Source organism: Micromonospora sp. WMMD1120 (assembly GCF_029626235.1).
Taxonomy (GTDB): Bacteria; Actinomycetota; Actinomycetes; order Mycobacteriales; family Micromonosporaceae; genus Micromonospora.
Genome location: NZ_JARUBO010000005.1, coordinates 2817842 through 2839329, shown reverse-complemented (window position 1 = coordinate 2839329; position 21488 = coordinate 2817842). Strand labels below are relative to the sequence as shown.

Below are 21488 nucleotides of genomic sequence, written 5' to 3'. Positions count from 1 at the left end.
TCAGGTCATGTTCACGTAGTGCGTGACGAAGGCGAACACCGCGTCGGCGATGAGCTGCACGGCGATCGCGGCCAGCAGCAGGCCGGCGATCCTGGTCAGCACCTCGATACCGCCCGGTCGCAGGACCTTCACGATGCCGCCGGAGAACCGCAGGACGATCCAGACGGCGACCATCACGGCGAGGATCGCCAGGGCGATCGCCGTGTAGTCGCCCAGGCCGTCGGCCTGCTGCACGAAGAGCATCGTCGCCACGATGGCGCCGGGGCCGGCCAGCAGCGGGGTGCCCAGCGGCACCAGCGCGATGTTCGAGGTGGCCTCCGAGCTGGGGCCGTCGGTCTTGCCGGTCAGCAGCTCCAGGGCGACGAGGACCAGCAGCAGCCCACCGGCGGCCTGCAACGCCGGCAGGTCCACGTGCAGGTAGTCCAGCAGGGTCTGTCCCGCCACCGCGAAGATCACGATGACGCCCAGCGCCAGCGCGACGGCCTGCCAGGCCGCCCGGTTGCGGTCGCGGGCGGGCAACGGGCCGGTCAGCGCCAGGAAGATCGGCATCATGCCCGGCGGGTCGGTGATCACCAGCAGGGTCACGAAAACCTCGCCGAACAGCTTCAGATCCACGTGATCAACCTAGCCGCGCCCGAGGGGGCGAAATACGCGGATCAGCCCGAAGCGACCTCGGTCACCCCGGCGGCGACGATGCGCTCGTACGCCTCGACGCTGGTGCCGAACGCCCCGAGCCGAACGGTCTTGTGCGTGCCGTGGAAGTCCGACGAGCCGGTGACGAAGAGGCCCAGCTCGGCGGCGAGCGCGCGGACGTGCTCCCGCTCGGCCGGGCTGTGGTCCTCGTGGTCGGCTTCCAGCCCGGCCAGCCCGGCAGCGGCCAGCTCGGCGATCACCTCGTCGGGCACCACCCGGCCGCGTCGGGTGGCCCGGGGATGCGCGAAGACCGGGACGCCGCCGGCAGCCCGGACCAGCCGGACCGCCCGGAACACGTCGATGTCCTCCTTGGGCAGCCGGTACCGCTCACCGAGCCAGTCCGGCCCGAACGCCTCGCGGGTGGTGGCGACCAGGCCGGCCTGGATGAGCGCCTGGGCGATGTGCGGCCGCCCGACGGTGCCACCACCCGCGCCGGCCAGGATGCCCGACCAGCTCACGTCGATGCCGTCGGCGCGGAGCAGGGCCACCATCCGTTCGCCGCGCTCCTCCCGCGCGGCCCGTACCCGGGCCAGCTCGGTCAACAGCTCCGGGTGGTCCGGATCGAACAGGTACGCCAGCAGGTGCAGCGGCATCGCCGGCTGCGCGCCGGACCAGCGACACGACAGCTCCGCACCGCGTACCAGACGCAGGCCCGGCGGCAGCGCGCGCACGGCGGGCGCCCAGCCGGCGGTGGTGTCGTGGTCGGTGATCGCCAGCACGTCCAGCCCGGCGTGCGAGGCCGCGCCGACCAGCTCGGCCGGGGTCAACGTGCCGTCGCTCGCCGTCGAGTGGGCGTGCAGGTCGATGCGGGGGGCGGGGCCGGTACACGAGGTCACCCGCCCGACGCTACCGAGAAAACCCCGAGAGTGTTTCGCCGGTCAGAAGCCCCGGACCAGGACCGGGCGATCTCCGGCGGGCAGACCCGGCACCGGATCGGGGCTGGCCGGCCTACCGGCGCGCGCCGCCGAGACGTCGAGCCGAACCAGCTCGCCGGCGCCGTCGAGGTAGGAGGCGCTGGCCGGGTTGCTCCAGATGATCGTTCCGGTCATCGCCGGGCCGGCCGCCACCGCCGTCGCGTCCGGTCCGAGCCGTTTCAGGTCGACGAGGAGGGACCTGCTCACCTTGCCGGTCGTGCCGTTCACCAACAGCCACCGCCCGTCGGCGGAGACCGCGCCGACGCCGTCCCGGCTCAGCTCCAGGCCGCAGCCCGTGCGGACCGGGCTGAGTTGGCGCGCCGGGTCGAGCACGGCCAGGCATGTCCTACCCGGGCGGTCGGTGGTGATCTGACCGACCAGCCGCCCGTCCGGCAGCGGCCCGTAGACGTTCAGGGTCTTCTCGTCGAGGGCCCCCGGCAACTGTCCCGCGCTGGGTCGCCAGAGGGTGTGACCGGCGGCGGACGGGTCGAGCCGGACCAGCACGCTGTCGCCGACGAACCGGACGGGTTCGGCCGTCGGGGGCGCCGGGGTCCGGGCCGCCCCGATGAGTTGGTTGCCGACCACTCCCGCCACCAGCAGGTCCTTGCCGTCCCGCCAGGCGACCTGGCGGCTGTCCGGGGCCAGGACGATCGCGCCGGCCCCGGCCAGCAGCGCCTGCACCAGACCGTCGCGTTGCACCACCCAGAGGGTGCGCCCGGCGGTGCTCGGCGTGCTGACCACCAGCCAACCGCCGTTGTCGGAGAGCGGCTGGACGTGTTCGGCCGGCCCGACGTCGGGCAGCTCCAGTCGGCGCCCGTCGGCGCTGACCAGTGTCTGGCTCATGACCGCGACAGTCGCCGTCGGGGACGGGAGGGCCGGGCCGGAGATGCTGGTCGTCGGGTTGGGCCGGTTGGCCGGGTCCGGGTCTCCGATCACCAGGATGGGTGGGCCCTCCCGGCCGGCGCCCGCACCGAGCTGGACCATGCCGGCGCTGAGCAGCACGGTGCTCACCGCGGCGAGGGCGAGGCCGGCGGCGGTGCGTCGGCGGCGGATCCGGTTGGCGCGGCGGATGGCCTGACCCGCGGGGTCGACGCGCAGCGGACGGGTGAGGGCGACCTGGCGCGAGAGAGTCTCCCGCACCGCGTCTTCCAGCTCGTCAGGCCGCACCTGAGAGGAACGCTGCGGACCGTCCGTCAGGTTGTCAGGCCGGCCGGGAAACCGGCTCACTGCGGCTCCCCGGCGCTCGTGCCGACGGGCACGGCCGCCGGGGCGGGGGGCAGCACGGCCTGCGGGCTGATCGGACGCGGGGCGGCCTCGCCCGGCGCGGCGTCACGCAGCGCCGTCTCCCGCCGCGCGGCGTCACGCAGCGCCGTCTCCCGCCGCGCGGCGTCACGCAGCGCCGTCTCCCGCCGCGCGGTGCCGCGCAGCGCCGCCGCGCCTGGCGCTGCTGGGCGGGGTACGGACCGACCGCCCGACTGCCCGGCGCGAGGGCTCCGATCGAGGGCGGCGGATGCGGCCGACCCGCTGCTGGCGAGGCTCGCCGCGTCCGCGCCCATCCGCCGGCGCAGCGTGGCCAGCGCCCGGGAGGTCTGGCTCTTGACGGTGCCGGGTGAGATGTCCAGCATCGCGGCGGTCTGTGCCTCGGACATGTCCTCGTAGTAGCGCAGCACCAGCACCGCCCGCTGCCGGTTGGGCAGCTCCCGAAGGTGCCGCCACAGCAGGTCACGGTCGAGCTGCTGCTCGATCTCGTCGACGCCGGCCCGCTCGGGCAGCACCTCGGTCGGACGCTCGCCGTGCCAACGCCGACGCCACCAGCTGGTCGATGTGTTGACCATCACCCGCCGGGCGTACGGCTCGACCGCCTCGATCCCCCCGAGCCGCTTCCAGGCGAGGTAGGTCTTGGTCAACGCGGTCTGGAGCAGATCCTCGGCCGTGGCCCAGTCGCCGGTGAGCAGATAGGCGGTGCGCAGGAGCGCGGCGGAGCGGGCCGCGACGAACTCGCGGAACTGCTCCTCCAACGAGTCCCTGCTCGCCACCGCCCACCTCCCCGCACCAGCCGTCCTGGCAGAGTGCCACGTCAGAGGCGTTCGGGTCCATGACGAAAGGTGCGCACTTGCTCCGATGTTCGGTCGAAAACCTTCACGCCCCGTCGTCGGCCTTGGCCTCGTCGGCCTCCTTGCCGAGCCGCGCCTCGACCGCCTGCGGCTCGTACATCTCCTCGACCACACGCAGGTAGAGCTCGTTCGGGTTGGGCAGGTTCTTGATCTCGCGGAGCGCCTGCTCCTGACCGGCGGACTCCAGCACGAAGGTGCCGTAGTTGAGCGCCCGCCCGGTCGGAGTCTGCTCGTACTTCATGTCGGTCACCCGGACGAGCGGCATCATGGCGACCCGGCGGGTGATGATGCCGTTGACCACCATGACCCGCTTGTTGGTCAGGATGAACCGGTCATACCACCAGTCCGCCACCTTCCACGCCACCCAGCCCATCACGGCGAACCAGAGCAGCACGGCGATGGTGGTCAACGCCCCGACGTTCTGCCCGGCGAGGAAGCCGGAGAGGTAGCCGAGCACGAAGGTCGCGGCGATGCCGATCAACAGTGGGGTGGTGAGGTGGATCCAGTGCCGCTTCCACTCACCCCGGTAGCGCTCGGTGGGGAAGAGGTAGCGGGCGACCAGCGAACTGGGCTCGTCCTCCAGCGGCAGCACCCGCCGAGGCGCCGAGCCGGTCGCGTCGGCGCGCAGCCCGGCCAGCTCGTCCTCGGAGATCTGCGGCGGCTGGTAACCGCCCTCCGGATCACGGATCCACGCTCGACCCGAACTCCCCTGACCGGCGTAGCCGGGCCCGTCGCCGTAGCCGACGTCGTCCGAAAGGGACGGACCGTCGGAGAGGCCGGCGCCGGAACCGTAGCCCGGACCGTCGTCGGGCCCGATCCGCGGGATCGGCTCGGTGTCGCGCTCGCGGCGTTCCCGGTCGGGGTCGTCCGGGTCGAAGGGTGGACCGGAGGGGCTACCCATCGGCGGCTAGGCGACGAGGCTGGTGAAGAAATCGCCGAAGCCCTGGGCGATATCCATGATCCCGCCGCCGAGCGACTTGAACACATCCGCCGCCGAGTTTGGCCGGTAGGCGACGAAGAAGATCAAGAATGCGATTCCGGCCCAGGTGAGGACCTTCTTGACCATGGCGGGCCATCCTCTCGCGCGGCGCCGGGTCCCATTACCGCAGCGGCACCCAGAGTATCAGTGTGGTGTCGTACAGTGAATATCTGCGTCCGTTCTCCGTCAATCCGGGCGGGTTGTCAAGCCCTCCCGGGTAGATACGGGGACGGTGCGCCGTACACGAGCTCGGGTGGAGTCCACTCGGTCAGGTCGTGCAACACGACGTCTTCCGCGAGCAGGTGACCCGCACTCGCCGGCCAGGCTATCGCATGGAGCCACATTCCCCGAGCCTCGCCGGCGTACGCGCTTCGATCCGTCGGAGAATTCACCAACCACAGTGGAGTGGGATGGCCGCCGACCTTGATCCGGGCCTGGCCGACGTGGTTCGGGTGACCGGGCCCGGGGTCGGTGAGCGCGTCGGCCAACTCCGGCCCCGGGTCCGGACCGGCCAGCCCGGCGAGGCGGGTGCCCAGGCCCACGCCGGGCTCCTCGGCCACGAAGACCAGATCGGCCGGTCCGCCGCCGAGCGGCGCCGGGCCCGCGCAGGCCACCACCGTCGCCCGCACCCCGGTCCGGTCGTCGCCCGCGTACGCCACGCCGGTGAGTGTCCATCCGGGTGGCAGCGGCCAGGGGCACCACAGCGGCGTCACCGGTGGGTCCGCGGTCGCGGTGATCCGCTCCACCACGCTCGCCACGATGTCCGCTCCGATGTGCTCGGGCACGTGCAGTGGCGGGACGGGGCCACAGCGCACGCACCGCGAGTCGGTGTTCATCAGATCCGGCGCCCGGACCGGGCCCCCGCATCTCGGACAACTCACCGCGACACTCACATCCCCACCGTCTCGCCACACCGACGACACGTCAAGCCCGAGCGTCCGATTCGGTGCCCGAGCGCGGTCAGTCCGGTGGCGCGCCGGCGTGCGCGCGGATCCAGGCGTGCATCGCGATACCGCTGGCCACACCCGCGTTGATCGACCTCGTCGAGCCGTACTGGGCGATGGAGTAGAGCTGGTCGCACGCGGCGCGGGCCGGCGCGGAGAGGCCCGGCCCCTCCTGGCCGAAGAGCAGCACGCACTCCCGGGGCAGGACACCCGTCTCCAACGGCCGGGACCCGGGCAGGTTGTCGATGCCGACGATCGGCAGTCGCCGCCGGGCCGCCCACCCGACGAACTCCTCGATCGTCTCGTGGTGCCGGACGTGCTGGTAGCGATCGGTCACCATCGCGCCCCGCCGGTTCCACCGCCGCCGGCCGACGATGTGCACCTCGGCGGCGTTGAACGCGTTGGCGTTGCGCACCACGGTGCCGATGTTGAAGTCGTGCTGCCAGTTCTCGATGGCGACGTGGAAGCCGTGCCGGTGCCGGTCCAGGTCGGCGACGATCGCCTCGTGCCGCCAGTAGCGGTAGCGGTCGACGACGTTGCGCCGGTCCCCCTCCGCCAGCAACCGCGGGTCGTAGCGACTGTCGTCCGGCGGGTCCCCCGGCCAGGGGCCCACGCCCACCTCAAGCTGGTCGTCGGTCACGGTCATCAGAGGGTACGGGCCACTGCCGCGCCCGGCACGAGGACCACCCCGGTCAGCCCAGGCCAAGGGCGGCGCCGAGCCGGTCCAGGAAGCGCCGGTCCGCCGGGCTGGCCGGCTGGTCCGCCCGGCGCCCGTGGGCGTCGGGCACCGCGCGGCGGACCCGGGCCGCGACCGACTGCACCCACTGGCGGTACGCGGCCGAGTCGGCGGGGTCGGCCCGCCGCCGCAGCACCCGGCTCGCCGCTCGACAGGCGGCCAGCAGGTCCACCAGGTCGGTGAGGCGCGCGGTGGGCTGCGGGGTCCCGTCGTGCCGGGCATAGATCGCGGCGACCACGGCGCGGACCAGGTCGCTGTCGAAGGCCCGGCCGGCGGCCACCGCGTCCAGGCCGGCGAGGCCCGCCTCGACCCCCCGAGTGGGCTGGCCGGAGGCGGGAGCGGCGGCGGCCACGAGCACCCGGCCGGGCAGGCTGGTGAGCAGATCCCACTCGGCTGCGGAGTAGACAGCGGTGGTCGAGGGTGCGGCTCGACGGCCGGCAGAGGGCGGCTCTCCGGCGACGGAGTGGCTCATCGGGACCTCCGGCGTCAGCATATGCCCGGCAAACCGGAACAGGGCCCCTTCCCCGCCAGACGGCCGGGAAGGGGCCCGAGGTCCGGCGACGGGTCGGCCGCCCCGCCGCGAGGCTCAGCGCGGCTCGGGGAAGCTGGGCCGCTCCGGATCCACTCCGTCGGGCGCGGCGGCGGCCGCGTACTCCCGCTTGGGCACCATGACCCGGCGGCGGAAGACGCAGACCATGGTGCCGTCCTGGTTGTAGCCGCGGGTCTCCACCGACACCACGCCCCGGTCGGGTTTCGAGCCGGACTCGCGCTTGTCCAGCACCGTGGTCTCGCCGTAGATGGTGTCGCCGTGGAAGGTCGGCGCGACGTGGCGCAGCGACTCGACCTCCAGGTTGGCGATCGCCTTGCCGCTGACGTCCGGCACCGACATGCCGAGCAGCAGCGAGTAGATGTAGTTGCCGACGACGACGTTGCGCCCGAACTGACTGGCCGTCTCCGCGTAGTGGGCGTCCAGGTGCAGCGGGTGGTGGTTCATGGTGAGCAGGCAGAAGAGGTGGTCGTCGTACTCGGTGACGGTCTTGCCCGGCCAGTGCCGGTAGACCGCGCCGACCTCGAACTCCTCGTAGTAGCGACCGAACTGCATCCTGGTCCCTTCGACGGGCGGCGATGGAGTTCGGGACAGCATGCCTTACCGGTGGTTAAGGTGCCCGGCGGGGCGCGAGGGGGGCGGAAATGTCACACCGACCGCCCGCGCGGGACGTCCAACCGGGGGGAGACGCAATGAGCGGCGGGGCCCTCCCCGGCACCCGCCGCCCACGCTCTGATGTGAGGAATTCTGCCCTACGCCGGCGTAGGTTCAACAGAGATCGGCGTCACATTTATCTTTTCGTAACAATACTCTCCGTGACGGAGCCGAGGTTGATCAGCGATCTCCGCAGGCCCGATACCTCCTTGTCAAGGGGCAAGTTACTGATTCGTATAGCTCAACCGCCGCGATCTCCCTGGAAACGCTCCCATTACCGCAGGTCACGCAAGTGCGTCATGCACTTGCGTTCCGCACGCCAACCATGTACCGACGTTCATCGATGGTGGTGGTAACCCCCGGACGGCCCGTCGCACGTTTCGTGACCCGGCACCCGGGAATTCGATACGGTCAGCCCTGGTTCTACGGGACGTAGGTAAACCGCGGTGATCGGAGAGTGCAATGGCAACCGTTGAGCTGACCTCGGCGAACTTCGACGAGGTGACCGGCAACGACGGCATCGTCCTGGTCGACTTCTGGGCCGACTGGTGTGGTCCGTGCAAGCGGTTCGCCCCGGTCTACGAGCGGTCCTCGGAGAAGCACCCGAACATCGTCTTCGGCAAGGTCGACACGGAGGCGCAGCAGGAGCTGGGCGCCAAGTTCGACATCCGCTCGATCCCGACGATCATGGCGATCCGCGACGGCGTGATCGTCTTCGCCCAGCCGGGGGCCCTGCCCGAGTCCGCGCTGGAGAACCTGATCGAGCAGGTCGAGGCGCTGGACATGGACGACGTCCGCAAGCAGCTGGCCGAGCACAACCACTGAGCCGTCGCACACGGGCGACACGGAGAGGGCCGGGTCCGCATCGGGCCCGGCCCCCGTCGTACCCGTGACAGCGCCTGCGTGATCACCTGCCCGGGTGGACCGAACCGACCGTCGGAGGGACCCGACGCGGCCGGTAGATCCCGTATCGTCACGACCCGATGGAGAATCTGACCACCCGCGGGCGCGTGACCCGGCTCGGCGTGACCGCACTCGGCCTCGTCCTGCTCGTCACGGGCACCTTCTGGGGCAGCGACGACGACTTCCCGTTCGGCCCGTTCCGGATGTACTCCACCTCCAACCCGCCGAACGCGCCGGCGCCCGACACCCGCGTCGAAGGGGTGAACAGCTCCGGGGAGGTGGTCGACCTCGGCCAGGACGCCACCGGCATCCGTCGCGCCGAGATCGAGGGCCAGCAGGCCCGCTACGCCGCCGACCCGACACTGCTGACCGAGGTCGCCGACGCGTACGCCGAACGCCACCCGGGCGCCCCCGCGCTGGTCGAGGTCCGCATCGTCATCCGCTGGCACGGCATCCGCGCCGGCCGGCCCACCGGCGAGCACACCGACCAGACAGTCGTTCGCTGGCAGGCCCCCCGATGACCCGCTGGCTGACCGAGGCCGTGCCCCGCGGGCGGGTCGCCGCGTTCCGGACGCTGATCTACCTCTTCGTCGCCGCCGACCTGGTGATCTTCACCCCCTGGGTACGCACCCGGGTCAGCGTGCCCGGCGAGCTGTACCAGCCCCTGTTGATCGGCCGCCTGCTCCCCCTGCCCACCCCCACCCCGGCACTGGTGGCGGTGATCTTCTGGTCGCTGCTGCTGCTCGCCCTCCTGGCCGCGACCGGACGCGCGCCCCGGCTGCTCGGCTGGGCGGTCTGCGCGCTGTACCTGGAGTGGATGATCATCGCGATGAGCTACGGAAAGGTCGACCACGACCGGTTCGGGCTGCTCGTCGCGCTGGCCGTGCTCCCCACCGCCGGTCGCGCCCGGCACGGCGACGCCACCCGTACCGAGGCGGGGGGCTGGGCCCTGCGCGTCACCCAGATCGCCGTGGTCTGCACGTACTTCCTGGCCGCCTTCGCCAAGCTGCGCTTCGGCGGCCTGGACTGGCTGACCGGGTCGGTCCTGGCCCGCGCGATCATCCGACGGGGCACCGACCTGGCGGACCTCATCGCCCAGGTGCCGTACCTGCTGATCGCCGCCCAGATCGGCATCGTCGCCTTCGAGCTGCTGAGCCCGGTGGTCTTCTTCCTGCCGCAGCGCTGGCGACTCGCGATGGTCGGGTTCTTCTACTCGTTCCACGCGGTCACCATCGCGACGATCACGATCTCGTTCGCGCCGCACCTGGCCGCGATGACAAGTTTCCTCCCGCTGGAGCGGGTGCGCCCGCTCGTCTGGGCCCGCCGGCTGGTCGGCCGCGACACCAACGGGTCGACGGCCGCCGTACCGGAGACGGAGGCGACCGGTCCGGCGGCCGACGCCAGCGACCCTTCGGCGGGCGCCGAGGCGGGGTCGACGCCGCGCGGCGATCAGGCCCCGGCGCTCGGGCGGCCCGCCGCGCCGTAGAGCCGCTCCCGGGCCTCCTGCGGCAGGGAGCAGGCCGCCGTGCCGCCCGGCAGCCGGTGCCGGTTGCGCGCCACCCAGCGGTAGACCGGCCAGGCGGCGGCGCGTACCGGGGGGAAATGCAGGCCCGCGCCGGCGACCCGCCAGAGCGGGGAGCTCGCGGCGAGGAGCTTCGCGATGGCGTCCGGACCCGCCGCCCGCGAGCCGTCCGCGCCGACCCACTGCACCGCCTCCTCGCACTCGGCGGCCGTGAGGCCGAGCGCGTCCAGGTCGCTGAACTGCCACGGCACCACGCGGGCGCCGGTGGGAATGCGACGAGCGATGAAATCGGCGCACTGCGTGCAGAACGCGCAGTCCCCGTCGTAGACGAAGGTCGACGTCTCCATGCGTCCATCCTCCTCTCTGCCGCCACGCGAACGACCACCGGTGTACGGCGCGTCACTTGCGCGTTGCTCGTACACGTGTTCGAATAGTGCCCATGCGCTGGGAGAACCTCGCCGCTCCCCCGGTTGAGGGAGACCCCGAGCGGGCAGCGCCAGCGACGCCACCCCTGCCGCTGGCGCTGCCCGACGCCGTCGTCCGCACCTTCGACACCCCCGAGTTCGCCGGGATGACCTTCTACGAGGTGCGGGCGAAGTCCATCCTCAACCGGGTGCCCGGGCAGTCCCGCGTCCCCTTCGAGTGGACCATCAACCCGTACCGTGGATGCAGTCATGCCTGTGTTTACTGCTTTGCGAGAAATACTCACACCTATCTCGACCTGGACGCGGGCGCCGACTTCGACCGGAGGGTGATCGTCAAGGTCAACGCCGGTGAGCTGGTGCGGCGGGAACTGGCCGCGCCGAGGTGGCGGGGCGCGCACGTGGCGATGGGCACCAACGTCGACTGCTACCAGCGGGCCGAGGGCCGCTACCGGCTGATGCCGCAGATCATCGCGGCCCTGCGCGACTTCGCCAACCCGTTCTCGATCCTCACCAAGGGCACGCTGATCCTGCGGGACCTGCCTCTGCTGCGGCAGGCCGCCGAGGTCACCACCGTCGGTGTCTCCTTCTCGGTGGGCTTCGTCGACGAGCGGCTCTGGCGCTCGGTCGAGCCGGGCACGCCGCATCCGCGCCGGCGGCTCGACGCGGTCCGGGCGCTCACCGACGCCGGCTTCTCCGTCGGCGTGCTGATGGCCCCGATCCTCCCCGGCCTCAGCGACAGCGACGAGTCGATCGACGCCACCGTGTCGGCGATCGCCGCGGCCGGGGCGAGCAGCGTGACAGCTCTGCCACTGCACCTGCGTCCGGGCGCCCGGGAGTGGTACGCGCGCTGGCTCGCCCGGGAGCACCCGCACCTGGTGCCCACCTACCGCGAGCTGTACCGGGCCGGCGCCTATGCGCCGCAGGCGTACCAGCGGGAGTTGACAGCACGGGTGCGGATCTCCGCCCGCCGGCACGGGTTGCACCGTGGCGAGCGGGGCGACAACCGCAGCCTGCCCGAGCCGCCGCCGACCACCGCCGAGCAGTTGACACTGCTCTAGCGAGGCGCGGAGCTACAGTCGGCGGGTGCGTACCGCTCAGCAGATCCTCGCCGACTCCGCCGTGATCGCCGTCGTGGGCGCGTCCCGCGACCCGTTGAAGGCCGCCCACACCGTCCCGTCACAGATGCAGCGGTTCGGCTGGCGCATCATCCCGGTCAACCCCACCGTCGACGAGCTGTTCGGGGAGCGGGCGTACGCGTCGCTGGCCGACATTCCGCACCCGGTCGACCTGGTCGACGTGTTCCGGCCGGCGGCCGACGCTGTCCAGGTGGTGCGGGACGCGGCGGCGATCGGCGCCCCGGCGGTCTGGCTGCAACTGGGCATCGTCTCGCCGGAGGCGCGTCGGATCGCCGAGGAGGCCGGCATGGACTACGTCGAGGACCGCTGCCTCATCGTCGAGCGCGCCGCCGCCGGCCTCACCCGCCTCGGCTGACCCACCCCGCGGTCTTGGACTTGGGACGACGCCTTCTCTCCAGGCCCTATTTGTCGCCACAGCGAGTGCAAGATCGCGGGAGTGCGGGAACGGTCGTGCCGGGCTCCCCGGCCGACGTCGCCACCGGTCGCGGAACCCGCTCGTGCCGGATCAACGACGTTGCCGAGCTGGTGCCGGTCCGGGTCGTACGGCTGACGCCTCGCGTATGCGTTTCCTTTCTTGGCGGCCCATCTCGGCGACCGGCGTTGGAGCGAATGTCAGGCGGACCTCATCCAGTCGGGAGACTGGATGCCAGTGAAGGCGTTCCAGTCGCGGCAGTATTGCCGCAAATGGGTGCCAAGCTCATGCCACACCCGGCGGAGGTCGAACCCTCGGTCCGCAGCGGCCATCAAGGATTCGAGGAAACCGGTCGCCACGGCGTCCCGCTCTGACTGGCCGCCATCGGCCAGAACCGAGTCCAGGATGTGGAAGAATGCACGCCGTTCGCCCTCGGGCACGTCATCGACGCGTTCGGCGAGCACTTCGGCGAGGTGCGACAGTCTGAGAAGCAGTGGCGGAGCCTCTGCCTCTGCCGGCTCGTCGACCTCTGCATCCGAGACCGGCGCCCACCGTTGCACCTCGGCGGCGTCCTCGGCCGCCAGCACTGGGCTGGCGGCCAGGAGGGACGGCCACCACTGCGGAGTTGGCATCACTTGCCCGCCAATGCGTTGCGCATGTCGAGAATCACATTCTGTGCCGCAGCCCGGTCGCCCGAACTCGCGGTGGGGTTGTTGGCGAGCCAACGCTCGAGTTTGATGATGTAGTCGCGGGCCTTCTGGCTGTGGTGTGCACCGCCGACCGATCCGCCTGTCCAGGTCTCGAACCGGACCGCGGTCGCCGTGCTCCCACTGCCCATCGTGGCCCCGGGGCGGTACAGGGTGTCCATCACCTTCGAAAGCTCCGCGTTCGTGACGTGCGGCCGCTTCATCTCGGCGCGCAGAATGTTCTTGTAGGTTTCGAACAACGCCCGGTTGGTTGGGATCCGGTAGAGCGCCGGGGTCCGGAGCCCGATGCCGAGCAGCCGGCCGATGCCCCGGAACGCAGCTCCACCTACGCCGGCCTCCTGGTAGATGAGGACCAACCCGGGCTTGTCGGCGTTCAACTGGTCCCGCAACGCCTTGCCGCAGGCATCCCGATTGTTCCAGGGCATCGTGGACCAGTTGTCCTTGTCGATGCAGTAGGCCTGAAGGAGTGCTTCGGCCGGGCTCGGCGCCTTGGCGAGAGACTCCCAGGAGATGTGATCGGCGTGGTCGCCCAACCAGCCGTCGAAGTCCTCCGCCAGCGTCGTGCAGGAGTCCACGCCGAGGGTCCCCGGCAAGGGCGTGCCGTTGAGGTAACAGACGCCGTCGAACCACAGTACGACCGTGCCCTCGTCGTACTCCTCCAGGCCGGTGAAGCCGCTCTCGGGGCCGGTGAGGGCGGGCACGTCCGGCTCCTGGCGAGCCTGCTGCTCCTCGCGCTGCTTGGTGATGGCGATCTGCAACGCCTCAGCCGCCGCCTCAGCCGCCAGGGCGGCGTCCTTGCCCGCGGCGATGGCCGACGCTCTCGCCTGCTCGGCTGCCTGATAGGCGGAGTCAGCCGACGTTCGGGCCTGGGCCGCTGAGGCCGTGGCCTTGACGGCGGAACGGTTGGCGGCGGCCGCCGAGGCGGCGGCTGACTGCGCGGCGTCGCGAGCCACCTGGGCAGCCGCGGCCGCCCGAGCCGCGGACTCCTTCGCCTCGGCGGCCGAGTTGCGCGCCTGCTCTGCGTACCCCTGCGCCTCGTTCGACGCCGCGGCGGCCCGGTCCGCCCACAGCTGGGCCTCCTCCGCCGCCTTACGAGCCACGGCCGCAACCCGCGCGGCCTCTGCGGCGTCAGCCCGAGCCAGCGCCGCGTAGCGGGTGGCCTCCGCGAGCAGGGAGCGGACCGTAGCGACGTGCGTCGCGGCGACGTGGTCGCGCTGGCGGGCCTTGAACTGCTCGACCTCCAGGAAGTGCCGAAGGTAGGAGCGGGGACCGTTGAGCGCGATGTTTGCTGCTGCCTCCACCTCCGGCCCTGCTCCGACGAGTACGGTGGCGATGGCTATGCGGTCGTCCTGTTCGGCTGCGGCGTAGCGCCCGGTCCGCAGGAAGGCATGTGCCTGGGCCGGGGTGCCGTTCAAGGCGACCTCGGCCGCCGCGTGGGTTGCCGGGCCTCCCGCGGCCATCACCTGGGCGATGGCGACGCGGTCATCCTGCGTCTTGCCCTCGTACGACGGCAATCTGAGGAAACGCACCACTGTCTCGTGATCGCCGGCGAGCGCCGACTGGACCGCAACCCTCAGCGCGGGCTTGTCCGACAGGTCGGCCAGGTGAGCGACGCGGGCGCGGTCGTCCTGTTCCGCAGCGGTGGCGCGGTCGACCGACAGGAACCGTCGAAGATCCGCCTCGTCACCGGCCAGGGCCTTCTCCGCCGCTGCCCGCGTCCAGGGGCCGGCCACGGCCATCAGGCGCAGAGCAGCCTTCCGTCCGCTGTCGACGAGGACCGCCGACGGAGCGTCGGCAGCAGACGCCTCACTCAGCAGTCGCTGCGTCTCCGCGTCGATTCGGTCCTGCTCAGGGGCGTCCCAGGGAATCTGCGACGGCTGATCCAGCTCGATGGCGCGGTTCTCCTTCGCCGCGGCGATCGACTCCTCGGTCGCGGCCCGCAACCGCTCCTCGTCCGCGGCGCGAGCTGTCTCCTCGACGTCGGCAGCGGTGGCCGCGGCGGCCGCGGCTGTTTCGGACGCCACGGCGGCGGCAGCCGCGTGGGCGGTGGACGCGGCGGCAGCCTGAGAGGCGTCACCGGCGTGGTCCGCGGCGCGATCGGCAGCAGCGGCTGCGGCGTTGGCGTGCGCGGCCGCGTCCAATGCGTGACGACGGGCGTCACGGGCCGCCAGGGCAGCCTGACGGGCCAAGCCTTCGGCAGCGGCCGCCGCGCGTTCCGCCCGGGCCGCCAGGTTCCTCGCCCGCTCGGCTGCCTCCCGGGCACGGCGCGCCTCGGCCTCGGAGACGTTGGCGTGGCCGCCAGCCTCATCCGCCGCGGCTGCCGCGTCCCTGGCGTGACCGGCTGCTCCCCGTGCGGCCTTCGCCGCGTCCGCGGAGGCCGTCGCGGCGTCGTCCGAGGCCTTTGCCGCGTCGGCCGCCTGGCCTGCCGCAAGGGCGACGTCCCGCGCCTCCTGGGCTGCCACCCGGGCTGCTGACGCCTTGGACGCGTCAGTCGCGGCGCCGGCGGCCGCACGATATGCCCTTGACGCTGCCTCACCGGCGAGCGCCGCCGCGTTGGCAGCCCGGGAGGCGGCATTGGATGCGACTTGAGCAGCGTTGGTCGCTGCCCGGGCGGCTCCGATGGCGTCGCGGGCCGCTGCGGCAGCGCGATCCGCCGCGTCCGCCGCCCGAGCAGCGGCGGCAGCGGCCAGCGTGGCCGAGTCCTTCGCCTCGGCGGTCTCGGCAGCAGCTTGCTGGGCCGCCTCCTTCGCCAGTCGGGCAGCGGTGACGGCTCGGTCCGATGCCTCCTTGGCGGCTCGCGTTTCCGCGGCGGCCGTCTGCTGCGCATCCTTGGCCAGCTCGGTGAGACGGCCGACAGTGAGCACCTCCTCGTCCCGGGCCCGCGCGACGTGCTGGCCCGACTCGAGGAATTCGCGAACATCAGCGGGCGTGCCCTGGAGAGCGAGGACGGCCGCGGCCCGTACCTGAGGGCCGCCGGTGGCCATCACCGACGCTGTGGCGACGCGATCGTCCTGCTGTGCGGCGAGGTACTGGCCCCGCACCACGAAGGCAGCCACGGCAGCGCCGCCCGCGGTCAGCGCATCCTGAGCGGCCTTCCTGGTGGCGGGTCCACCAGCCGCCATGATCTGGGCCGTTCGCACCCGGAGGTCCTGCGCCATCGGGCCGTCGAGGCCGGTGTCGAGAAACTGTCGGAGCTCGGCGGGAGAACCCGCCAGCGGTGCCTGCGCGGCCTGCGACAAGGCTGGCCCGCTCATCGCCATCAACTGCGCGAGCCGCACCCGGTCGTCCTGGACGCGCGTGGCATGTTGCCCGGTGACGACGAACTCGGCCACCTGGCTGTCCGACCCGAGAAGGGCGCCCTCCGCCGCACGCGCTGTCGCCGGACCACCCGTGCGGAGCAGAGAGATCACTGTGTAGCGGTCCGCCCGGACATCGGCTGCGGCGGGCGTCGGAGCTGTCAGCAGGGCACCGACCAGCCCGGTAAAGGTGGCAAGGACGATCGCCGTCGCGCCTGGGGCTCGTCGAAACATCCGGCCCCGGAATTGTGGGCACACCAAAGGCACAGCCACGTTACCCCCGTAGTACGTAGCAGTCGTTGTACGGTCGTCGGCCAACCCTAGGCAGGGCCAGCTCACGCCATACGCCCGCTCGACGTGACAAATGTCATTGAATCGATGCCGCGTCGCCTTGACATTCAACGATGCGGCAGTCGACGTCGACGCTTCCGCCCACCCAGGTGTTCTGCCCGAACAGGTTGGGGACTGGTTTCCGGCCGGCGGCCGACGACGCGCAGGTCATCCGGGACGCCGCGGCGATCGGCGCCCCGGCGATCTGCCTGCAACCGGGCATCGTCTCGGCCGAAGCGCGGCGCATCGCCACCGAGGCCGGCATGCACTACGTCGAGGACCGCTGCCTCATCATCGAACGCGCCACCGCCGGCCTGATCCGCCCGAGCTGACCCGAGCCCGCACGAACCAGCCGTCGCGGCCGGCCTGGTGCGCGTGACTGTCCTTGTGCTGGTGCACCGGGTGTCCTTGTGCTGGTGCACCGGGCTCCCCACGACGATGCCGTGGGGAGCCCGTTCCGCGACCATCAGGAGTGATTGCCGACCTGGTCCCGCGCCGGGTCGTAGGGCTGTCGTACCACCAACGCGACCAGAATCTGCATCGGCAGGAAGTAGGCCAGCTGTCGTGGCTCGGGCGTGCAGACCGACGGTAGGCAGCAGAGCAGCACGGCAGCCAGCCGGAACCAGACGGGCCGCACGTCACGGAAGAGGAACAGGATCCCGAGCGCGACGGCGAAAGGCAGCACCGATGCGATCACGAGGTATCCGGCGGCCAGGATCATCTCGGTCACGAAGCCACCGAAGGACGGCTGGTTGGCGAACACCAGGTATCCGACGATGCTGACAATTCCGGTGAGCACGCCGTACAGCCCGGTGTAGACCAGCACGAAACCTGACAGCGGCAGTGCCCGGAGTCGCTGCCAGGTGCTCGGCTGACGCTCCATTTCTAGCGGCACAGCGACATGGCCGGGTTGATGAGACACAGCTCCTTCTTCAAGAGGTAGTACTCCAGCGCGGGGTCACTGTTCTGACCGTTGACCCAGGTGTCCTTGCGGTTCTCGGTCAGATCCCAGAGCTGGATCTGTGGCCCGCCGGGACCGGCGTGCGGCGAGGTGGCGAGCAACGTGCCGGAGTTGCTGTTGTTCTTGAATTGGACGGCCTCGAAATCCGGGTACGGATCACCGTCGATGCGGATCACTGTCCCCGCTGAACCAATCTCGATGCCGATCCGCTGATCGATGGTCGGCAGCAGCGGGATCGAGGACTGTGCCGCTATGGAGAAGTCCAGACGACCAGCGCCCGCGCCGATGATTTCGAGGTCGTTCCCGGCACCGATCAGCCGTGGCGGAACACAGAACCCGATCTTGAGGCAGCTCGGGGAAGCCGTGATGCTCACGGCTCCAGTCTCCGTGTTCCAGGCGATTGCCACCCGGTAACCCGCCTGTGAGTCCGTCGAGAAGGAGCGCCCGTCGCCCGCGCCACATGGCGCCACCGCTCCGGGAGGGCAATAGAAGTACTTGTCGCTGATGAAGAGCCGGAAGACGATGATGCCGTTGCCCGGCGCGGTGGCCATCGTCTGCTGTGTGCCGCGCACGTGGCCGGACCCCTCGGGCCCGAAGAAGATCCCCTCTGGTCCGGCGGCCCGCTGTGCCTCCGCCTCCGCCCGGACCTTCTCCATCGCGATCGTCAAGGCCTCCTGGGACGCCTCCGCCGCGGCCGCCGCATCCGCACCTGCCGCGAGCGCCGACGCCCGAGCCTGCGCGGCCGAGGTCTGCGCCCAGTTGGCCGACGATCGAGCCTTCCGGGCCGACTCAGCGGCTCGTGCGGCCGACGCACTCGCCGCCTTGGCAGCCTGCAGAGCCCGGTTGGCGGCGTTACGGGCCGCCTGCGCGGACGCCGCGGCCTGGTCCGCCGACTGCTTCGCGGCCAGGGCCGACTGCGCCGCCTGCTCGGCGTAGCCCGCCGCTTCCTCGGCCAACAGCCGGGCCCGGTCGGCATGCGCCTGCGCCTCGCCCGCAGCCGCCCGGGCACGCGCCGCCACCTCGGCCGCACGTGCCGCGTCGACCTGCGCCGTCGCGGCGTACTCGGCGCTCTGGGCGACGTAGCCCTTGATGGTGGCGGCGTGCACCGCGGCGTCGTGGTCCCGCTGGGCCGCCTTGAACTGCCCCACCTGGACGAAGTCGCGGGCGAAGGCACGCGGACCGGCCAACGCGATCCGGGCGGCGGCGGTCACCTCCGGACCGGCACCGTTCATGATCGTGGCGATCGCCACCCGATCGTCCTGGGCCGCCGCGACGTACTGACCGGTGCGGAGGAAGGCGTGCGCGTCCTGCGGCGTGCCGTTGAGGGCGACCTGCGCCGCCGCCTTGGTGGCCGGGCCACCGGCATCCATCACCACCGCGATCGCCACCCGGTCGTCCTGCACCTTGCCCTCGTAGGCGGGATATTCGAGGAAGGCGAGGACATCAGCGTACGTTCCCTCCAGCGCGGCCTCGGCCGCTGCCTTCAGGTTGGCCTTGCTCGTCATTGTCGCCATCTCGGACACCCGGTCGCGATCGTCCTGTTCGGCGGCGGCGATCCGCACGGTGGCGAGCCAGCTCCGCATGCCGGACTCATCACCGGCGAGGGCCGACTCCGCCGCCGACCGGCTCCACGAGGAGCCCGACCGATTGACGTTGAGTGCCGCAGCCCGCCCCTTCGACATGACCACCGCGCTCGGGGCACCCGGGGCGGCGGCGTCCGCGAGCAGCTGTCGGGTGGCGCTGTCCACCCGCTCCGCCTCGGGCGCGTCCGGCAGCGGTTGTGCCGGCTGGCCGTCCTCCGCGAGTCGAAGTTCCTGTGCCTCCGCGATTGCCTGCTCGGTCTCGAGGGCGAGCCGGTCCGCCTCGCCCGCCCGGGCCGTACGGTCGACCAGGTCCGCCTGCTCCGCCGCAGCCGAGGCCATGTCCGCCGCGACCTGTGCCGCCTCGGCGTGTCTCGTCGACTCGGCTGCCGCGGTGGCCGCGTCTCCGGCATGCTCAGCCGCCAGATCCGCTGCCGCTGCGGCAGCCCGCGCGTGCCGCGCGGCGTTCGTCGCCAGTTGGAGGGCCTGCGCGGCAGCGGCGGACGCCTGCGCGGCGAGCGATTCGGACCTGGTGGCCGCCCGGTCGGCCGCCTGAGCCAGGGCCAGCGCGCGGTTCGCCTCGCGACGGGCCCGGGCAGCCTCGCTCTCCGCGACATTGGCCTGGCTGCCGGCGCGTTGCGCCGCCGCGGCGGCGGCCTTCGCGTTGGCCACCGCGCTACGTGCGGCGCTGGAGGCTGACTTCGCCGCGTCGGCGGCATCCATGACCTTGGACATCGAAGCGGCGATATCGTCGATCAGACGAGCCGAATCCCGGGCCTTTTCGGCGGCCTGGCGTGCGGCGCTCGCCTTGCTCGCGTCGGTGGCGGCGTCCGCGGCGGCCCGGTACGCCTGTGAGGCGGCCCTACCTGCCAGCGCGGCTGCGGACGCCGCTCGGGATGCCGCGTTGGCGGCGTTCCGGGCTGCCTGGTTCGCGGCGTTCGCGGCACCGATGGCGTCCTGGGCCGCCTCGGCCGCACGGGCTGCAGCGTCGGCCGCACGACCAGCCGCGGCGGCTGCCTTCACCGCCGAGTCGTTTGCCGCCTCGGTTTCGTCCGCAGCCACCTCCGCGGCCTCCTTGGCCAACCGCGCGGAGGTCACCGCTCTCTCGGACGCCTCCTCGGCCGCCGCCGTCTCCTTCGCCGCGAGTGCCTGCGACTGCCGGGCTATCGCGGTCAGTTGCGAGACGGTCATCACCTCCTGATCACGAGCTCGGGCGACGTGCTGCCCATGGTCGAGCCATTCCTGCACATCCAGGGGAGTTCCCGCCAGGGCGACCTGAGCCGTTCGGCGTACCTCCGCACCGCCGACCGACATGATCGTCGCGACGTCGATCCGGTTGTCCTGGATCCGCGCCGTGTACGCGCCGCTGCGCAGGAATTCCGCCACCGCCGCGTCGCCGCCGTTCAACGCGGCCTGTCCCGCCTGTTTGGTGGCCGGGCCACCGACGGCCATGAACTCCGCGACACGCACTCGTCGGTCCTGGACGGCGGGTGCTTTCCACCCCGTCGACAGGAAGGCGCGGAGGTCAGCGGGGGAACCCGCGAGCGCCGGCTGGGCGGCCGCCGTCATCGCGGGCCCGCTGGCCGCCATCAGCTGCGCCAGTCGCACCCGGTCGTCCTGGACCAGGGTCTCCTGCTGCCCGGTGGTCAGGAACTCCTGCAACCGCTCGTCGGCTCCGAGCACCGCGGCCTCGGCGGCCCTGGCAGTCGCCGGGCCGGCCGACGACACCATCGCGACGACGCCGGCACGATCGGACACCAGGCCGGGAATGGGGTCCTGGGCTGCTGCGGCCGACGCCGGCACGAGAGGCGCCCCGACCGCGACGAAGGCCGACAACGCACCGGCCATCAGGCGGCGCGGCAATCGTCGCTGGGTCGGGGGTGAGGAGGGTTTTGGATAAGTGAACCGATGTAAGGGGGAAATAGAAAACATGAATCTATTTGTTCATGTATTTCTATTCTTAGATGCCCCATTCATAGTGATTGTCGTCACATCGATGTCACGTGAACTGCTTCCGCTCAGGCCGGCGGCGTGGCCCGCAGCTCGAGGAGGACGCCAAAATCCGGATCGCCGATGCCGACCTGCTGGATGCTGTTTTCGCGGATGTTGACCGTTTCCTCGACACCGTTGGCGGCAACCTTCGCCGCCACTTTCTGATCACCGGAGTGGATGAGGAAGACGCCGTCCAGGCGAAGGCTCAGCCAGCCGCTGTCTCCCTTGACCGAGAAGCAGAAATCGGTGCGGAGAAGGCTCTCCACCCGGATCAGTTCCGGATTGTCAGTGCAGTCGACGAGGGTGATGCGGCCATCGCCCTTGATGAGCTCGATGTCTCGGCTCTGCTTGATGGCGGCGGCGCCTGGGTAGGAGAAGTCCTCCACGAGCGAAGGCGGCTCCTCAGCCGCGTCAGCGGGACCCGCGTACAGGGCCACGGGGACCGCCACCGCGGCTGCGGCTCCCAGCGTCACCAAGGCAAGCACGGCCGTCTTGTTCATGAACTCCCTCTCCCCGAATTGGCCACCGCGTCACATAACTACTGCTTGATGACCATCCACCACTCTAGGGAGTCAGGCTCGTCGTCATTGACCCGAACCATGTGACGCAGGTCACTCCGTGGTCACCTGACGCCGGCGGCTCC

21 protein-coding genes and 1 pseudogene are annotated in these 21488 nt (G+C 71.5%); 6 read left to right on the top strand and 16 right to left on the bottom strand.

Annotated features, from left to right (window positions below; genetic code table 11):
- From O7634_RS13420 to O7634_RS13375, 10 genes are all read right to left on the bottom strand, one after another.
- Positions 1-615, bottom strand: coding sequence for a MarC family protein (locus O7634_RS13420; RefSeq protein WP_278150459.1), 615 nt, complete (start codon positions 613-615; stop codon positions 1-3).
- A gap of 41 nt (positions 616-656) precedes the next feature.
- On the bottom strand, positions 657-1529 hold the full coding sequence (locus O7634_RS13415) for a PHP domain-containing protein (RefSeq protein ID WP_278150458.1): 873 nt from the start codon (positions 1527-1529) through the stop codon (positions 657-659).
- A 42-nt stretch (positions 1530-1571) separates the two neighbouring features.
- Positions 1572-2774, bottom strand: coding sequence for a hypothetical protein (locus O7634_RS13410; RefSeq protein WP_278150457.1), 1203 nt, complete (start codon positions 2772-2774; stop codon positions 1572-1574).
- A 56-nt stretch (positions 2775-2830) separates the two neighbouring features.
- Positions 2831-3643, bottom strand: a complete 813-nt coding sequence (locus O7634_RS13405) for a SigE family RNA polymerase sigma factor (RefSeq protein ID WP_278150456.1) — start codon at positions 3641-3643, stop codon at positions 2831-2833.
- Between the two features lie 103 nt (positions 3644-3746).
- The gene (locus O7634_RS13400) at positions 3747-4622 is read right to left on the bottom strand and encodes a PH domain-containing protein (RefSeq protein ID WP_278150455.1); all 876 of its coding nucleotides are present in this window, start codon (positions 4620-4622) and stop codon (positions 3747-3749) included.
- A 6-nt stretch (positions 4623-4628) separates the two neighbouring features.
- Positions 4629-4787, bottom strand: coding sequence for a hypothetical protein (locus tag O7634_RS13395; RefSeq protein WP_007455302.1), 159 nt, complete (start codon positions 4785-4787; stop codon positions 4629-4631).
- A 116-nt stretch (positions 4788-4903) separates the two neighbouring features.
- Positions 4904-5581: a DUF6758 family protein gene (locus O7634_RS13390; RefSeq protein WP_347404250.1), complete on the bottom strand. Its 678-nt coding sequence runs from the start codon at positions 5579-5581 to the stop codon at positions 4904-4906.
- Positions 5582-5660: 79 nt separating this feature from the next.
- Positions 5661-6284, bottom strand: coding sequence for an RNA methyltransferase (locus O7634_RS13385; RefSeq protein ID WP_278153957.1), 624 nt, complete (start codon positions 6282-6284; stop codon positions 5661-5663).
- 52 nt (positions 6285-6336) lie between these two features.
- Positions 6337-6873, bottom strand: coding sequence for a hypothetical protein (locus O7634_RS13380; RefSeq protein WP_278150453.1), 537 nt, complete (start codon positions 6871-6873; stop codon positions 6337-6339).
- A gap of 93 nt (positions 6874-6966) precedes the next feature.
- Positions 6967-7482 carry a MaoC family dehydratase gene (locus tag O7634_RS13375; RefSeq protein ID WP_278150452.1) on the bottom strand — a complete coding sequence of 172 codons (516 nt, stop codon included), beginning with the start codon at positions 7480-7482 and terminating at the stop codon, positions 6967-6969.
- 561 nt (positions 7483-8043) lie between these two features.
- Between O7634_RS13375 and trxA the strand changes: the two genes are divergently transcribed.
- The 3 genes from trxA (at position 8044) to O7634_RS13360 (ending at position 9970) form a co-directional block, all read left to right on the top strand.
- Positions 8044-8406, top strand: a complete 363-nt coding sequence (trxA, locus tag O7634_RS13370; RefSeq protein WP_278150451.1) for a thioredoxin — start codon at positions 8044-8046, stop codon at positions 8404-8406.
- Between the two features lie 158 nt (positions 8407-8564).
- Positions 8565-9005 carry a hypothetical protein gene (locus O7634_RS13365; RefSeq protein WP_278150450.1) on the top strand — a complete coding sequence of 147 codons (441 nt, stop codon included), beginning with the start codon at positions 8565-8567 and terminating at the stop codon, positions 9003-9005.
- Positions 9002-9970: an HTTM domain-containing protein gene (locus O7634_RS13360; protein ID WP_278150449.1), complete on the top strand. Its 969-nt coding sequence runs from the start codon at positions 9002-9004 to the stop codon at positions 9968-9970. Before O7634_RS13365 ends, O7634_RS13360 begins: the two co-directional genes overlap by 4 nt.
- Here the strand turns inward: O7634_RS13360 and O7634_RS13355 are convergent.
- A complete protein-coding gene (locus O7634_RS13355) occupies positions 9934-10353 on the bottom strand; it encodes a DUF393 domain-containing protein (RefSeq protein WP_278150448.1) in 420 nt (139 codons plus the stop codon). The two genes, O7634_RS13360 and O7634_RS13355, sit on opposite strands and share 37 nt — an antisense overlap.
- A gap of 92 nt (positions 10354-10445) precedes the next feature.
- On the opposite strand from O7634_RS13355, the gene O7634_RS13350 reads away from it, so the two are divergent.
- Both O7634_RS13350 and O7634_RS13345 read left to right on the top strand, forming a co-directional pair.
- Positions 10446-11489, top strand: coding sequence for an Rv2578c family radical SAM protein (locus O7634_RS13350; RefSeq protein ID WP_278150447.1), 1044 nt, complete (start codon positions 10446-10448; stop codon positions 11487-11489).
- Positions 11490-11514: 25 nt separating this feature from the next.
- On the top strand, positions 11515-11922 hold the full coding sequence (locus O7634_RS13345) for a CoA-binding protein (protein WP_278150446.1): 408 nt from the start codon (positions 11515-11517) through the stop codon (positions 11920-11922).
- A 257-nt stretch (positions 11923-12179) separates the two neighbouring features.
- Here O7634_RS13345 and O7634_RS13340 read toward each other — a convergent pair whose 3' ends face one another.
- Complete coding sequence (locus O7634_RS13340) at positions 12180-12566, bottom strand: hypothetical protein (protein WP_278150445.1); 387 nt, start codon at positions 12564-12566, stop codon at positions 12180-12182.
- A gap of 44 nt (positions 12567-12610) precedes the next feature.
- Positions 12611-16216: an ALF repeat-containing protein gene (locus O7634_RS13335; RefSeq protein ID WP_278150444.1), complete on the bottom strand. Its 3606-nt coding sequence runs from the start codon at positions 16214-16216 to the stop codon at positions 12611-12613.
- Positions 16217-16452: 236 nt separating this feature from the next.
- Between O7634_RS13335 and O7634_RS13330 the strand changes: the two are divergent.
- A pseudogene (locus O7634_RS13330) lies at positions 16453-16644 on the top strand (CoA-binding protein); the annotation flags it as partial.
- A gap of 134 nt (positions 16645-16778) precedes the next feature.
- On the opposite strand, the gene O7634_RS13325 reads toward O7634_RS13330, so the two are convergent.
- The 3 genes from O7634_RS13325 to O7634_RS13315 all read right to left on the bottom strand — a co-directional run bounded on the left by O7634_RS13325 (position 16779) and on the right by O7634_RS13315 (position 21345).
- Positions 16779-17195: a hypothetical protein gene (locus O7634_RS13325; RefSeq protein ID WP_278150443.1), complete on the bottom strand. Its 417-nt coding sequence runs from the start codon at positions 17193-17195 to the stop codon at positions 16779-16781.
- A gap of 2 nt (positions 17196-17197) precedes the next feature.
- A complete protein-coding gene (locus O7634_RS13320; RefSeq protein ID WP_278150442.1) occupies positions 17198-20611 on the bottom strand; it encodes an ALF repeat-containing protein in 3414 nt (1137 codons plus the stop codon).
- A gap of 260 nt (positions 20612-20871) precedes the next feature.
- Entirely contained in the window at positions 20872-21345 is a 474-nt protein-coding gene (locus O7634_RS13315; RefSeq protein ID WP_278150441.1) for a hypothetical protein, read from the bottom strand.
- Positions 21346-21488: the final 143 nt, after the last annotated feature.